This is a genomic window from Salipiger marinus (assembly GCF_900100085.1).
GTDB classification, from domain to species: domain Bacteria; phylum Pseudomonadota; class Alphaproteobacteria; order Rhodobacterales; family Rhodobacteraceae; genus Salipiger; species Salipiger marinus.
In genome coordinates this window covers 56533-71937 of sequence record NZ_FNEJ01000011.1, presented here as the reverse complement: position 1 = coordinate 71937, position 15405 = coordinate 56533, and the positions used below count along the sequence as shown (strand labels likewise).

The following is a 15405-nucleotide window of genomic DNA, read 5'->3' as shown; positions in this document are numbered from 1 at the left end:
CGCTCAGCTTTCCATGTCGAGGGAGAGCGCGTAGGCCGCCCGTTCGGTGGGGGTCAGGCGCAGCGCCAGCGCCTGTGCGCGCAGCCGGGCAAAATCGGGGAGGCCGCGCAGTTCGGCGGCGCGGGCGCGGTGCCAGTCAAGCCCGTGCGCGTGCCAGCGCGCAAGTTCGGGATCGGCCAGCAGCCGTGCCATTTCGGTCCGGAGCCGGGGCAGGTTGCGGCGGATGGTGACGTCGCGCGCGCCGGACCAGTCCATGCGGATCCAGTAGTTCAGCCCGATGTCGCGGTCCACATGCAGGGCGCGTCCGCGCTGCCGCTTGATCAGGAAACTGTCGGCGGAGCGCAGCGCGTAATGGTTGAGCTGCACCAGATCATAGCCGATGGAGCGGCGGGAATTGCGCCAGCCCCGGTGCAGCACCTCCCCGGTCATGTCCGCGCCCGATCCGTTCACCCAGCGCACCTGTGCGGCCTGATCCGGATCCAGCTTGGTGGGGCGGTGGCAGGACAGCTTGGCATAGGCGCCGGTGGTGCGGGACAGCGTCTTGAACCCCCATGCGATATGCGGCTTGGGGCAATAGGCGGGGGCGCAGTCGGTGAACTGCGCGATCACCGGATCGCCGGACAGATCGGTGACGCCACCATGACCGAACAGCCGCCACGTCATCGCCACATGGGTGGTCTCTGCAGGCAGGCGCGCGAAAAGATCGTCCAGCGTGCCGTTGCCGCAGCGCAGGTTGATGAATTCGTCCACGTCGATATGAGCGATCCAGCCCGCCTGCCGCAGCAGCGGCTCGTCGCGCGCCTGATCCAGCGCGTGCTGCTGCGGGGATTTGCCCTGCCATGCGCTGTTGTCGCGATGCTGCAGCACCCCCATGGCCTGCAGCCGGTCGAGGATCTGCGCCGTGCCGTCCTCGCAGTCATTGCTGTAGATCAGGAAGCTGTCGAAGCCGATGGCGCGGTGATAGGCGACCCATTCGACGATATAGGGCGCCTCGTTCTTCATGCAGCCGACGATCACCCGCTCCGCCCTCCCGTCGGGCCGGGGCGGGCGCGGCGCGGCGGAATAGGCGGGCGCCTCTGCCGTCTCGTCGCAGGTGCCGAGCCGGTTATGCGGGGCAAAGGGGGTTCCGGCCAGCCGCTCCAGCGCCTGCTGCGCCTCGGGCGGCAGCGCGCTTCTGGCGGCGGGCGGCGGGCCTGCCTGCCCGAGCCTTGGCGCGAAGGCCATCAGATATTGCGTGGCGCGAAAGCCGTAGAGCGGATCCGCCTCCTGCCAGTCGGGCAGCGCCGGATCGGCGGCCATGCGCGCGGCGTCAAACCCGGCATGGCGGGCACAGAGCGCGGCGATGTCCGGCGCAAAGCGCGCCGACACGGCATGCAGCGCACCGGGGGCCAGCGCGGGGCCCGCCACCCGGATTTCGGTCAGCAGGCTGCGCCAGAGCGGCGGCGGCAGGCTCTGGCCATGGCGCGCCTGATGGCGCTGCAGCGCGTCGTTCATCAGGCGGCAGCGCGTCAGCCATGCTTCGGCAGGGGCTTCGGGCAGCGGCTCCGGCCTGCTGCGCCCGGTCAGGGAAAGACCGAAGGCCGCGCCGATCTCGGCCAAGGCATCTGGTCCGTAAAGCCGGTGCGGATCAGTGCTGCAGAACCGCACCCGGTCGACGCCAAACACCGCCTGCCATTCCGCCTCCAGCCGGGCGAAATCCAGCCAGAACGGCGCGCCCTCCACCTCGGGGAAGCGTCCGGCCAGCGGATCGGCGGCGGGGCGGCCCGCCAGCGCCGCCTGCCACCAGTCGGGCACCTCACAAAGCGCCAGATCCTGCGTCAGGGACGTGCTGCGCCCCGCCACCAGCTGCGCCGCGTAGTGCCGCGCCAGCAGCCGCGCGGGATCATCAAGATGCGCCAGCACGTGAATGTCATCCGACAGGGGCCGCAGCAGATCGCGCAGGCTCTGCAGCTCGGCGCGCGAGCAGAGCCCCGATCCCAGCTGCGGGGCCGACAGGATCAGCAGATCGGGCCGGTGCTGCGCCACCTCTTCCTGCAGCTGGCGCGCGATCTGCTGGCGCAGCGCCGCCTGGGCCTCGGGTGCGCCAAAGCCCTGCTGCACCCGCAGCCGGTCGATCCGCTGCGGATCGCTGGCCGCCATGGAAAGCCGTGCCGCCCCGCGCGGGCCGTGGTCGCGGGGCAGCAGCGCGCCCGCCGCGCGCAGCGCCTCCTGCGCCTCGGCCAGAACGCGGGCCAGCCGGTCGCCCGTGGCCCTGTCCGGCCCGATCTGCAGAACGATCCTCATGCGCGTCCCGATGCTGTCTGGCGGTTGCTGTTGGCCGTGCCCCACCACGGCAGGCTGAGGCCCAGATGGGCCCCAAGGCGCGCGGGGGCGGTGGGATCGCTTGTGTCATAGGCCAGAAACCGGGGATCCCCGGCAAACATCCGGTGCAGGAAGGCATGATGCGCCGCGATCCACTGCGCGCGCTCCAGCCGGGTTTCGCCATAGCCGCGCGGCAGGCCCGGCACCGAGCCCTGCGGCAGCCGGTCGGTGCCCAGATCGGACCAGCGCAGCATGGACTGCGCCATCTCGCCCGGATCGCGCATCGAGGCGACAAAGCGCAGATCCGGGTGGCGGGTGCGCAGCGCCTCGATCAGGCCGAAATCGGTCTGCGGCCACAGGCAAAGCCGCCGCGTCAGCACCGAGATCTCCGACAGCGCGTCAAAGCCCTGCAGCCGGAGCAGCGGATCGCCCGCGCCGAAATAGCCGTCATAAAGCTGCCGCGCCACGAAACTGCCCGCGATGTCGGGATCGGGGCATTTGCCGCGCCGCAGCCGGTAATCCGCCACGCGCCAGCCCGCCTTCTCCAGCGCCACCGCCAGCGTGGTCGTGCCGCTTTTGGGCAGGCCAAGGTTGATGACCCGCACCGTCATGCCAGCCCCAACTCGGCGCGAAGTTCGGCTTCGCCGGGGGGCAGGGCGGGCAGGGCTGAGAGACGCGCGCGCAGGGCCGCGGTGGCGGGATCGGCGGCCAGTGCCGCGATCCTGGCGCGATGGGCCGCGACGCAGGCGGCATGGCACGGCCCCAGCCGGGGATCGGCCTTCATCTTGGCCAGTGCTGCGGTCAGGGCGGGCAGATGGCGCTGGATCGACAGATCCTGCCATGCGGGATCGTTGCGTTCCTGCCAGTAATCTTCGGCAAAGACCCGGCCCGCGCGGTTCACGTCGCCCCGGTCGGATTTCACCAGATAGCTGTCCAGCGAACGCAGCGCGTAATGGTTGAGCGTCGCAAGCTGCCGCGCCCCTGCCGCCGGAACCCGCAGCCGCCAGCGGGGGGAGGCCGCATCGCGGAATACCTCCGGCACCGCGCGCCCCGACCCGTCACACCAGCGCGGCCGCTCCTCGCCGGGCAGTCCGGTGCGGAAAAACGGCCGGTGCGCGCCGTAATACCACAGCGGAAAATCGCGCCGCACCAGGGTCTTGACCTCGATCGCCGTTTCCGCCCCCCACAGATCCGGATTGTGCGAGCGGGAAAACTGCCCGATCACCGGCGCGTCGGCAAAGGCGCCGATCCCGTCATTGGCAAAGAACTGGAAGCTGACGGAGATTGCCATCACGTCGCCGCAGGCGGCAATAAGTGCGGCGATGTCATGACCCGGCGCATGGATGTTCAGAAACTCGTCCACATCCGCGATCCAGACCCAGTCGGCGCCCCGCACCACCTCCTGCCGCGCGGCATGGCGCAGCGCCTCCATCTGATAGCTGCGGCCCCGGGCGGGATTGGGCAGATGCACCACGCCCCAAGGCGCCAGCGCGTCCAGCAGCGGCTCGGTGCCATCGTCGCAGTCGTTGGAATAGATCAGAAAGTCGGTGACGCCGATCAGCCGGTGAAAGGCCACCCATTCCAGCAGGAAGGGGCCTTCGTTCTTCACGCATGTCACCGCGGTCACGCGCGGCGCGCCGCCCCTGCTGCTCATGACCGTTCCCGTGCCCGCCTGAAGGGGCCCCCTTGGGGGCCCTTGCGCCTCGCGGCCAGCATGGCACCGGCGGCGCCGCGCGTCAACGCGGCGGCGGATCCGCGACCAAAGCCCACTTGACCGGGGCGCGGCAGGCGGGCAGCAACAAAGACAGAGGAGGACCGCCATGCAGAACCCCGCATCCATCGACGAGGTCGTGACCCGACTGGCCTCAACCGGCTATGTCTGCGCCCGGCCCCTGGCCACGGTGGTGTTTCTGGCGCTGCGCCTTGGCCGCCCGCTGTTTCTGGAAGGCGAGGCAGGCACCGGCAAGACCGAGATCGCCCGTGCGCTGGCCCTGACGCTGGGCCGCCGCCTGATCCGGCTGCAATGTTACGAGGGGCTCGACGCCAGCACCGCCGTCTATGAATGGAACTTCGCCGCGCAGATGATCGCCATCCGCACCGCAGAGGCGCAGGGCGCCCCCGACCGCAAGGCGCTGCAGCAGGATCTGTTCGGCCCCGACTTTCTGATCGAACGCCCGCTGCTGCAGGCCATGCGCCCCGATCCCGCCGGCGCCCCGGTGCTGCTGATCGACGAGCTTGACCGCACCGACGAACCCTTCGAGGCCTTCCTGCTGGAGGCGCTGTCGGATTTTCAGGTGACCATCCCCGAGCTTGGCACGATCACGGCCCCCGAGCCCCCCATCGTCATCCTGACCTCCAACCGCACGCGCGAGGTGCATGACGCGCTGAAACGCCGCTGCCTGTATCACTGGGTCGATTACCCGGATTTTGACCGCGAACTCGACATCCTGCAGACCCGCGCGCCGGGGCTGGCCGACACGCTCAGCCGCCAGATCGTCGGCTTCGTGCAGGCGCTGCGCACCGAGGACATCTTCAAGAAACCGGGCGTGGCCGAAACCATCGACTGGGCCAAATGCCTGCTGGCGCTCGACGTGATCGACCTGTCGCCGCAGGTGATCTCGGACACGCTGGGGGCGATCCTCAAATATCAGGATGACATCGCCCGCATTCAGGGCTCCGAGGCGAAGCGCCTGCTGGAACAGGCCCGCGCCATGCCCGTCCCGACCTGACCCGCGCCCCTTCCTTCGGCCAGAAATATCCCGGGGGTCCGGGGGCAGCGCCCCCGGTCCGGCCCCAGCCCAAAGGCACAGCCCATGCCCGATTACGCCCCGCTTTCCCTGCCGGACCAGCCCCGGCTTGCCCAGAACATCCTGCATTTCGCCCGCGCCCTGCGCCGGGCCGGGCTGCCGGTGGGGTCGGGGCGGGCGATCGACGCGGTGCGCGCGGTGGAGGCGGCAGGCTTCACCGACCGGATGGATTTCTACTGGACGCTGCATGCCTGTTTCGTCAGCCGCCCCGAACATCGGGTGGTCTTTGCACAGGTGTTCCGGCTCTACTGGCGCGATCCGCGCTATCTTGAACACATGATGTCGCTGCTGCTGCCCTCGGTCCGTGGCGTGCAGGAGGAAAAACCGGCGCAATCCGCCGAAAAGCGCGCGGCACAGGCGCTTCTGGGCGACAGCCTGCCGCAGATGCCCGACCCCGAGGACGAGGGCGCCACCCGTATCGAGGTGGACAGCGCCTTTACCCTTTCGACCGAGGAACGGCTGAAGACCCTCGATTTCGAACAGATGTCCACCGAGGAGATCGCGCAGGCCAAGCGCATGCTGGCCCGGCTGAGCCTGCCGGTCACCCCCATCGCCTCGCGCCGGGGCAAACCCAGCCCGCATGGGCCGCGCATCGATGCACGCCGCACCCTGCGCGCGGCGCTGCGGCAGGGCGGCGAGGTGCGCGGGCTTGCCCGTCTGCGTCCGCGTCCGCGCTGGCCCAATCTGGTGGTGCTCTGCGACATCTCGGGCAGCATGGCGCAATATTCCCGCATGGTGCTGCATTTCCTGCATGCCGTCGCCAACCAGAAGGGGCAGGGCTGGGCCAAGGTGCATGCCTTCACCTTCGGCACCCGGCTGACCAACATCACCCGCCACCTGCGCGCCCGCGATGTCGACGCGGCGCTGAGGGCGGCAGGGTCAGAGGCGCAGGATTGGAAGGGCGGCACCCGCATCGGGCAATGCCTGTACGGCTTCAACCGGGACTGGTCGCGCCGGGTGACCGGGCAGGGCGCGGTGGTACTGCTCATCACCGATGGGCTTGACCGCGACGATGCCGGAGCCCTCTCGCGCGAGATGGAGCGGCTGCACCTCTCCTCGCGCCGTCTGATCTGGCTCAACCCGCTGCTGCGCTGGGACGGCTTTGCGCCGAAGGCGGCGGGCATCCGCGCCATGCTGCCGCATGTGGACAGCTTCCGTGCGGGCCATTCCATCGCTTCGCTGGAGGATCTGGCACAGGCGCTGTCGCGTCCCGATGACCATGGCGACCGCGACCGACTGCTGCGCATGATCGAGACTGCCCCCGGGCAGAAGTGAACTTTTTCCGCATCTGCCGCGTTTAGAAGCAAACCGCGTCCGCGCGGGGAACCATAAGGATGATGCCATGACGCTGCGTTTTCTGAAATCCACCACTGCCCTTGCGCTGGCCGCCAGCCTGACGCTGCCCGTCGCGGCCCAGCAGGCCGAGCAGGCCGCCCCGGAACTCAGCGCCTGTGCCGAAGCGCAGGATCCCGAAGCCTGCCGCGCCGCCGCCGAAGGCGCTGCCGCGCCCGAGGGTCTGCCCGCAGGTGAGGCGGTGGAAGGGGAGGCGGCCACACCCGCCGACGCGCTCCCGGATGCCGCAGCACAGGACGCCCCCGATAGCGAAAGCGAGGCGGTCGAGGATCTGCGCGAGATGAAGGACGACGCCGCCACCCGCGACGAGGTGCAGGCGACGCCCGAGACGCCGGAGCAGGAGGCGCCCGCCGCTGAAGCTGACGCGAAGGCCGAGGCGGAGGTTGAGGTTGCCCCCGGGCAGCAGGCGACCCCGGACGCGCAGGCACCCGCAGAGGAGGCCGCGCCCGAAGTGACCGCAGAGCAGCCCGCCCCCGAGGCGGAACCGGACGCCGCACCCACCGAAGCGCCCGCACCGGAAATCGCCGTCCCCGAGGCAGAGGATGCATCCGAGGCGGCTGAGACCGAAGCTGAGGGCACTGCCGAAGACACCGCCAGCCCCGAGGCGGAGCAGGAGACGGCGGAGCAGCCCGCCCCAGAGGCAGAGCAGGAGACCGCAGAGCAGCCCGAGACAGAGGACACGCCCGAGCAGCAGGCCGCCCCGGTAGAGGCCCCCGCGACCCAGAACACCGAAGCCGAAGAGGAAGAGACTGCGGAACAGCCCGCCAGCCCCGAGACGCCGGAGACCGAAGAGACCGAAGAGACCGCAGGGCAGCCCGCCCCCGACGCGCAGGACGAGGCCGAGCAGGCTGAGGCCGAGGCTGAATCCGACGAAGACAAGGACGCGCGTCAGGCCGAATCCGCGCAGCAGACCGCCACCGGTGCGCTTGCCGCCGCTGCCGCAGCGCTGGGTCTGGGCGAGGCCGAAATGGTCGAGGAATCGCTGACCGAAGCCGATGTCCGCAGCTCTGCCGAGGATTTTGCCACCCGTCTGCAGGCCAATCCGCAGGCCCGCAGCGAAGACGACGACGATGATGACGACGACGAGGACGGGCTGTCGAATTTCGAGGCCGCCGCGATCCTTGGTCTGGGCACGCTGGCGCTGAGCCAGATCCTCAACGATGACGAACGGGTCGTGCAGAACACCGGCGACCGCGTGGTGGTGGAACAGAACGGCCAGTATCGCGTGCTGCGCAATGACGACGTGCTGCTGCGCCAGCCGGGATCGGACGTGCAGACCTATCGCTATGATGACGGCTCGACCCGCAGCGTCGTCACCTATGACGATGGCACCGTGGTCGAAACCATCAAGGCCGCCGATGGCCGCGTGCTGCGCCGCAGCCGGGTGCTGCCGGACGGGCAGGAGGTGCTGCTGTTCGACGACACGGCAGAGCAGCGCGAAGTGGTGATCTCGGATCTGCCGCAGCAGACGGAGGAACCCGCCCGGATCAATTTCCGCGACGTGCAGGAACAGGATCTGGCCGCAGCCCTTGCCACCCGTCAGGGGCAGGATGCCGGGCGCAGCTTCTCGCTGAACCAGATCCGCAACATCGACCGCGTGCGCCATCTGGTGCCCGAGATTTCGGTGGACACGGTGCAGTTTGCCACCAATTCCGCCGCGATCCGTCCCGAGGAAGCGCAGGCGCTGGTGTCGCTGGGCAATGCCATGCGCGAGATCATCCTGCAGAACCCCGGCGAGGTGTTTCTGATCGAAGGCCATACCGATGCCACCGGCGGCGAGGCCTATAACCTTGCGCTGTCGGACCGGCGCGCCGAATCCGTGGCGCTGGCGCTGAGCGAATATTTCGACGTGCCGCCGGAAAACATGGTGCTGCAGGGCTATGGCGAAAGTGATCTGGCGGTGGAAACGCAGGCGGATGAACGCGCCAACCGCCGCGCCGCCGTGCGCCGCATCACCCCGCTGCTGCAGCCGCGCAGCTGACCGCCAGCATAGCACAGAAAAACGCCCCCGCAGCCTCTGCGGGGGCGTTCTGCTGTCCGGGACAGGCGCTGCGGATCAGCCGCCGGTATGGCTCATGTGGCGGGAGACGCGGCCATCGACGGCCTGCCGCGAATAGTCGAAATCATGGCCCTTGGGCTTGCGGGCGATGGCGTCGCGGATCGTCTGTTCCAGCACGTCATCGCTGCCGGGATGGTTGCGCAGCGGCGCGCGCAGGTCGGCATTGTCTTCCTGCCCCAGACACATGAACAGCTCGCCGGTGCAGGTCAGCCGCACCCGGTTGCAGCTTTCGCAGAAATTATGGGTGAGCGGCGTGATGAAGCCGATCTTCTGCCCGGTCTCTTCCAGCCGGACATACCGCGCAGGCCCGCCCGTGCGCTCTGCCAGATCGGTAAGCGTATACTGCTGGCCCAGCGTGGCGCGCAGCTCCTTCAGCGGCCAGTATTGCCCCAGCCGGTCCTCGTTGCCGATGTCCCCCATGGGCATGACCTCGATCCATGTCAGGTCGATGTTCCGGCTGGCGCACCATTCCGTCATGCTGAACAGCTCGTCCTCGTTGAAGCCCTTCAGCGCGACGGCGTTCAGCTTGACCCGCAGGCCCGCCGCCTGCGCCGCGTCGATGCCGCGCAGCACCTGCGGCAGACGGCCCCAGCGGGTGATGTCGGCGAATTTCTTCTCGTCCAGCGTATCGAGTGAGACATTGATCCGCCGCACGCCCGCATCCCAAAGCGGCTGCGCGAAGCGTTCCAGCTGCGAGCCATTGGTGGTGACGGTCAGCTCCTTCAGCGCGCCGCTGTCCAGATGCCGGGTCATGGCGCGGAAAAACGTCATGATGTCGCGCCGCACCAGAGGCTCGCCCCCGGTGATGCGCAGTTTTTCCACGCCAAGCCGCACGAAGCTGGAACAGAGCCGGTCCAGCTCTTCCAGCGTCAGCAGGTCTTTTTTGGGCAGAAAGGTCATGTTTTCCGACATGCAGTAGACACAGCGGAAATCGCACCGGTCCGTCACGGAAACGCGCAGGTAGGAAATCGGGCGAAGGAAGGGATCTATGAGCGGGGTCATGTCAGGGAATGTAGGCGCGTTCCCGCCGCGTCACAAGCCATCTGCGCATTGTCAGCTTGGGACAATGGTCCTAGGGTTGCGGCATGAAAGCGTTTCTTGTCCCCACCGTCCTTCTTCTGTCGGCCTGCAGCCAGCTGCCCTTTGACACGGGTCCGCAGCAGGACAGTGCCGCCGTGACCACCGCACCGCGCCCCGAGGCGCGGCCCGAAGCGCCCGCCCCGGCAGCGGGTGCCCGCACCGCCGACCAGTTCGACACCGCCAGTGCCGAGGACCGCAGTGCCGCCAGTGCCGCGCCTTCGGTGCAGGGCGAGATGCTGGGCAGCACCGTCGCCTCGCTGGGGGATCCGTCGCAGCCGGGCTTCTGGCTGGAGACGCCGCTGGTCAGCGCCCCCGCCACGGGCCGCGTGCTGCATCCGGGCACCAACAAATGGGCGCGGGTCGATCTGCGGCCCATCGACGGACCCGCTTCGGGCGGCAGCCGCATCTCGCTGTCGGCGATGCGGGTGCTTGGCGCCGACCTGACCGACCTGCCCACGGTCGAGGTTTACGCGGGCGGCTGAGGCGGCGTCACCTGCGCCTCTGCCCGGCGGTCAAGCTCGGCCACCCAGCGCGGCTGGCGGAAGCGCAGGTCGTAGATCGGCTTTTCGAACCAGCGGTAGCTGAGTTCGGCCAGCAGATAGATCAGCGGCAGGCCGATCAGCAGCAGCACATTGGACACAAGCGCGCTTTCCAGCGCGTCCTGCCCCGGCTGAACCAGCCCGGGCACCAGCTTGACCACCACCCGCGCCGCCTGTGCCAGCACCCACCACACGGCGGAATGGATCAGGTAGATGCCGAAGCTGACCGTGCCCAGCCGGACAAGGAACGGATGGCTGAGCACGCGCTTGACCACCGTGTCCTCGGGCGAGGCGAACAGCGCCAGCAGCAGCATGAAATAGACCGAGGTGAAGAGCACGCTCCAGCCATGGTCATGCGGCCATGGTCCGGTCAGCAGGATCGCCGCGACGCAGATGCAGATCACATGCAGCATCGGCACCGACAGGCGCACCCGCCCGCTGTCCAGAAGCGCCGCCAGCAGCACCCCCAGAAAGAACCCCCACAGACAGCGCGCCATGCCATAGGCGCTGTCCATCGTGTGCTGCGTCAGATAGGCGAAGGCCCCCGCCGCGATCAGCGCACAGACCCCGAGGAACAGCGGCCTGTGCCCGCGCAGCGCGTAAGCTGCCAGCGCAAACAGCCCGTAGGCCCAGAATTCGGCGGCCACCGACCAGCTGGGCTTGTTCCACGTCATGTGGTCCAGCATCAGCACATTGGTCAGGAAGACGTTGTGCAGGAAACTGTTCAGGTTGTTTTCGGCAAAGGCGGGCGTGTCGGCGGCGATGCCCGCATAGTGGGTGCCCGCATATTTCACCAGTTCCAGCCCGACAAAGACCAGCAGCATGACGATATGCAGCGGATAGACCCGCAGGAACCGCCCCCACAGGAAATGCACCACCCCGCCGGGCCGGTCCATCTGGGGCAGGAAGGCAAAGGAAATGACGCAGCCGGAGAGGATGAAGAAGAAATCCAGCATCATCCAACCGTTGTTCACAAGGTTGTTGTCGATGAACACCGTGTCTCCGCCCAGATGGTAGAGCACGATGGAGGTGGCGCCGAGCCCGCGCAGGGATTCAAAATAGGCGATGCGCTGGTGCAGCTGGGTCTTCCGGGTCATGCAAAATCCCCCGTCCCGTGTCGCGCAGACCGGAAAGGTGGCCTGCGCCGATCAGGCTGCGCGCAGAATAAGGCGAAATGCGCGCGCTTTGCGGAATTTTGCGGGGAATTGCTGCGACAGGGCTTTTGGCACCGGGCGTGGCGGGGGCGCGGACCGCCCCCGCCTGCGGGTCATTCGACCGTCACCGATTTGGCAAGGTTGCGCGGCTGGTCCACATCGGTGCCCTTGGCCACCGCCGCGTGATAGGCCAGCAGCTGCGCGGGCAGGGCGTAAAGCAGCGGCGCCAGCCGGTCGTCCACCGCAGGCAGGGTGATGCCCTGCCAGATGCCGTCGCCCGCCTGCGCCAGCCCCGCCGCGTCGGAGATCAGGCAGACCTTGCCGCCGCGCGCCATGACCTCCTGCATGTTGGACACGGTCTTGTCGAAAAGCGCGTCGCGCGGCGCCATCACGATCACCGGCACCATCTTGTCGATCAGCGCGATGGGGCCATGTTTCAGCTCGCCGCTTGCATAAGCTTCGGCGTGGATGTAGCTGATTTCCTTGAGTTTCAGCGCGCCTTCCAGGGCCAGAGGATACATCAGCCCGCGTCCAAGGAACAGCACGTCCCGCGCCTCGGCGATCTTGCGGGCGGCGGCCTCGATATCGGCGGACCGGTCGAGCGTCGCGTTGAAGAGCCCCGGCAGCGCCCGCAGTTCGGCCAGAAGCTGGCTCTTTTCGGCCTGCGACATGTGGCCCCGCGCGCAGGCGGCGGTGATGGCCAGCAGCAGCAGCACGTTGAGCTGGCAGGTGAAGGCCTTGGTCGAGGCCACGCCCACCTCGATGCCCGCATGGATGGGCAGCGCCAGATCGCTTTCCCGCGCGATGGAACTGGTTTCCACATTGACCACCGACAGGATGGTGTCGGCCTTGTCGCGGCAGTAGCGCAGGGCGGCCAATGTGTCGGCGGTCTCTCCCGACTGGCTGACAAAAACGGCGGCGGTGCCGGGCAGGATGGGCGGCTCGCGGTAGCGGAATTCCGAGGCGACATCGACCTCGACCGGCAGGCGGGCCATCTTCTCGAACCAGTATTTCGCCGTCAGGCAGGCGTAGAAGGCGGTGCCGCAGGCCACCAGCGTCAGCCGCTCGATCCTGGAGAAATCGATGCCGGGGTCGGGCAGCAGGATGGCGTCGCCATCCAGATAGGCGGCCAGCGCATCGGCCAGAACGCCGGGCTGGTCGGCGATTTCCTTGGCCATGAAATGCTTGTAGCCGCCCTTGTCGACGCGGGTGGCATCCAGCCACACCTGCTTGGTCTCACGATTGACGCGACGGCCCGCCATGTCGAAGATCTCGGCGCCCTTGCGGGTGATGACGGTCCAGTCGCCTTCTTCCAGATAGGTGATCCGGTCGGTCAGCGGCGCCAGCGCGATGGCGTCCGAGCCCACATACATCTCGCCATCGCCATGGCCCACCGCCAGCGGCGACCCCTTGCGGGCGGCGACGATCAGGTCATCCTCGCCCTCGAACAGGAAGGCCAGCGCAAAGGCGCCCTCCAGCCGCATCAGCGCGCCATGGGCCGCCTCGACCGGGGTCTTGCCGCTGTCGAGCAGGTGACAGACCAGCATGGCCACGGTTTCGGTATCGGTGTCGCTTTCCGGCTGCAGACCGGCCTCGCCCAGTTCGGCGCGCAGGTCGCGGAAATTCTCGATGATGCCGTTATGCACCACCGAGACCCGGCCCGCGCGATGCGGGTGGGCGTTGCGCGTGGTGGGCGCGCCATGGGTGGCCCAGCGGGTGTGACCGATCCCCGCCTTGCCCGCCAGCGGCTCGTGCACCAGCAGATCCGACAGGTTGACCAGCTTGCCCACGGCGCGGCGGCGGTCGAGCCGCCCGCCATTCACCGTGGCGATGCCCGCGCTGTCATAGCCGCGATATTCCAGCCGTTTCAGCGCCTCGACCAGAATAGGGGCGACCTCATGTTCGCCCAGAACGCCGATGATCCCGCACATGGGATTTACTCCTTGCCAATATTTGCTTTTTTCGCCCGCAGCGCGTCGCGCAGCCGCGTGGCGAAGCCCGGCTTCGTCACCTGTCTTGTCCGTCCCAGCCCCAGCGCGCCCGCAGGCACATCCTCGGTGATGACCGAGCCCGAGCCGGTCATGGCGCCGTCGCCCACGCTGACCGGCGCCACCAGCATGGTGTCCGATCCGATGAAGGCGTCGCGCCCGATGGTGGTGCGGTGCTTGAAGACGCCGTCATAATTGCAGGTGACGGTGCCCGCGCCGATATTGGTGCGCTCGCCCACATCGGCATCACCAAGATAGGTCAGGTGATTGGCCTTCACCCCCTCGGCCAGATAGGCGTTCTTGACCTCGACAAAATTGCCCACATGCACGTCCTCGGCCAGTTCCGCCCCCGGGCGGAGCCGGGCATAGGGGCCCACCACCGCGCCGCGGCTGACATGGCAGCCCTCCAGATGCGAAAAGGCGCGGATGCGCGCGCCGGTTTCCACCGTGACGCCGGGGCCGAAGACCACATAGGGTTCCACCTCGGCGTCGCGGCCGATCACCGTGTCCCATGCCAGATGCACCGTCTCGGGGGCGGTCATCAGCACGCCGTCGTCAAGCAGTGCCGCGCGGGCGCGGGTCTGGAACACCCCCTCTGCCGCGCGCAGTTCGGCGCGGGAATTGATGCCCAGCGTTTCCGCCTCGTCGCAGCGCACCACGCCCGCCGACAGGCCGCGCGCGCGGGCCAGCGCCACCACATCGGTCAGGTAATATTCGCCCGACGCATTGTCATTGCCCACCGCATCGACCAGCGCGAACAGCGTGTCCGACGCGGCGATCAGCACCCCGGAATTGCACAGCGAGATGGCGCGCTGCGCCTCGGTCGCGTCCTTGTATTCCACGATCTCCAGCAGATCGTCGCCTTGGGTGACCAGACGGCCATAGCGGCCCGGATCGGCGGCCTCGAAGCCCAGCACCACCACGTCATGCGTGGCGCGCGCCGCGATCATCGTCTGCAGCGTGGTGTCGCTGATGAAGGGCGTGTCGCCGTAAAGCACCAGCGCGTCCCCGCCGAAATCTTTCAGCGCGTCGCGGGCCTGTGCCACGGCATGGGCGGTGCCCAGCTGTTCGGACTGGATCACCACCTGCGCCTCCGGGGCGAACTCCAGCGTGGCGGCGCTCACCTCCTCGGCGCCGTGACCGGCCACCACCACGCAGGCCGCCGGATCCAGCGTCTGCCCGGCGCGCAGCGCGTGCCAGAGCAGCGGCGCCTGAGCCAGAGGGTGCAGCACCTTGGGACGGTCGGACTCCATTCGGGTGCCCTTGCCCGCAGCAAGGAGGATCAGCGCAATGCTCATGTGGTTTCCTGTTTGTCTTCTGCCTGCGCCCGTTTTATCCGCTTGGGCCAAGGGGGCAAGGTGATCCGGCTTCACGTTGGATTGCGGGTTGTGACAGGGAACGGGATCATGCGGACGGTTGTATTCGATCTGGACGGCACGCTGGCGGACACAAGCGGCGATCTGATCGCCGCCGCCAATGCCTGTTTCGAAGGAATGGGGATCGCCACGCGGCTTTGCCCCGAGGGCGATGCGCTGACCGCCTTTCACGGCGGGCGGGCGATGCTGCGGCTGGGGCTGGAGCGCGAGGGGCTGGCCGAGCAGATCGCCGCCGAACGGATGCTCGAAGAGTGGTATCCGCGCCTGCTGGCCTTTTATGCCGAAAAGATCGACCTGCACACGCGGCTTTATCCCGGCGCGCGGGAGGCAGTCACCGCCCTGCGTGCCGCAGGCTACCGCACCAGCGTCTGCACCAACAAGCCCGAGGCGCTGGCCGAAGTGCTGCTGACCCGGCTGGGGGTGCGCGATCTGTTCGGCGCGCTGGTGGGGGCGGACACGCTGCCGGTGCGCAAGCCCGATCCCGCGCCCTATGTGGCGGCGGTGGACCGCGCGGGCGGCGACGTGGAGCAAAGCTTGCTGGTCGGCGACACCCTGACCGACCGGCGCACCGCCGAGGCGGCGGGGGTGCCCTGCATCCTCGTGGGGTTCGGCCCCAGCGGCGACGCGGTGCGCGACATGGCGCCCGAGGCGGTGATCGCCGGATATGACGCGCTGGCGGAGGAGGTGCGGCGGCTGATCGGCTGAGCCGCGATCCCCGTTGACCTTCCCGGGGCGCGGGCGCATCACT

The 15405-nt window shown here is 68.4% G+C and carries 12 protein-coding genes; 5 read left to right on the top strand and 7 right to left on the bottom strand.

The window, feature by feature from the left end; translation table 11 throughout:
• Positions 1-3: 3 nt before the first annotated feature.
• The 3 genes from BLR51_RS13940 to BLR51_RS13930 are packed head-to-tail and all read right to left on the bottom strand — an operon-like array spanning position 4 to position 3955.
• Positions 4-2283 (bottom strand): glycosyltransferase family 2 protein, encoded by a 2280-nt coding sequence (locus BLR51_RS13940; RefSeq protein WP_089847978.1) that lies wholly within the window; start codon positions 2281-2283, stop codon positions 4-6.
• On the bottom strand, positions 2280-2912 hold the full coding sequence (locus BLR51_RS13935; RefSeq protein ID WP_089847976.1) for a sulfotransferase family protein: 633 nt from the start codon (positions 2910-2912) through the stop codon (positions 2280-2282). The genes BLR51_RS13940 and BLR51_RS13935 overlap by 4 nt, the downstream gene beginning before the upstream one ends.
• Complete coding sequence (locus BLR51_RS13930) at positions 2909-3955, bottom strand: glycosyltransferase family 2 protein (protein WP_089847975.1); 1047 nt, start codon at positions 3953-3955, stop codon at positions 2909-2911. The genes BLR51_RS13935 and BLR51_RS13930 overlap by 4 nt, the downstream gene beginning before the upstream one ends.
• A gap of 166 nt (positions 3956-4121) precedes the next feature.
• On the opposite strand from BLR51_RS13930, the gene BLR51_RS13925 reads away from it, so the two are divergent.
• From BLR51_RS13925 to BLR51_RS13915, 3 genes are all read left to right on the top strand, one after another.
• The gene (locus BLR51_RS13925) at positions 4122-5030 is read left to right on the top strand and encodes an AAA family ATPase (RefSeq protein ID WP_089847973.1); all 909 of its coding nucleotides are present in this window, start codon (positions 4122-4124) and stop codon (positions 5028-5030) included.
• 84 nt (positions 5031-5114) lie between these two features.
• Positions 5115-6383, top strand: coding sequence for a vWA domain-containing protein (locus BLR51_RS13920; protein ID WP_089847970.1), 1269 nt, complete (start codon positions 5115-5117; stop codon positions 6381-6383).
• Positions 6384-6450: 67 nt separating this feature from the next.
• Positions 6451-8442, top strand: a complete 1992-nt coding sequence (locus BLR51_RS13915; RefSeq protein ID WP_089847968.1) for an OmpA family protein — start codon at positions 6451-6453, stop codon at positions 8440-8442.
• A 75-nt stretch (positions 8443-8517) separates the two neighbouring features.
• Here BLR51_RS13915 and moaA read toward each other — a convergent pair whose 3' ends face one another.
• Entirely contained in the window at positions 8518-9522 is a 1005-nt protein-coding gene (gene moaA, locus BLR51_RS13910; RefSeq protein WP_089847966.1) for a GTP 3',8-cyclase MoaA, read from the bottom strand.
• 83 nt (positions 9523-9605) lie between these two features.
• On the opposite strand from moaA, the gene BLR51_RS13905 reads away from it, so the two are divergent.
• Entirely contained in the window at positions 9606-10082 is a 477-nt protein-coding gene (locus BLR51_RS13905) for a hypothetical protein (protein WP_089847964.1), read from the top strand.
• Here BLR51_RS13905 and BLR51_RS13900 read toward each other — a convergent pair.
• From BLR51_RS13900 to glmU, 3 genes are all read right to left on the bottom strand, one after another.
• Positions 10067-11236 carry an acyltransferase family protein gene (locus BLR51_RS13900; protein WP_089847962.1) on the bottom strand — a complete coding sequence of 390 codons (1170 nt, stop codon included), beginning with the start codon at positions 11234-11236 and terminating at the stop codon, positions 10067-10069. The genes BLR51_RS13905 and BLR51_RS13900 overlap by 16 nt on opposite strands.
• Before the next feature lie 170 nt (positions 11237-11406).
• Positions 11407-13224 (bottom strand): glutamine--fructose-6-phosphate transaminase (isomerizing), encoded by a 1818-nt coding sequence (gene glmS / locus BLR51_RS13895; protein WP_089847961.1) that lies wholly within the window; start codon positions 13222-13224, stop codon positions 11407-11409.
• A gap of 5 nt (positions 13225-13229) precedes the next feature.
• The gene (gene glmU / locus BLR51_RS13890; protein ID WP_089847959.1) at positions 13230-14579 is read right to left on the bottom strand and encodes a bifunctional UDP-N-acetylglucosamine diphosphorylase/glucosamine-1-phosphate N-acetyltransferase GlmU; all 1350 of its coding nucleotides are present in this window, start codon (positions 14577-14579) and stop codon (positions 13230-13232) included.
• 108 nt (positions 14580-14687) lie between these two features.
• On the opposite strand from glmU, the gene BLR51_RS13885 reads away from it, so the two are divergent.
• Entirely contained in the window at positions 14688-15362 is a 675-nt protein-coding gene (locus BLR51_RS13885) for an HAD-IA family hydrolase (protein WP_089847957.1), read from the top strand.
• The last annotated feature ends 43 nt before the right edge of the window (positions 15363-15405 follow it).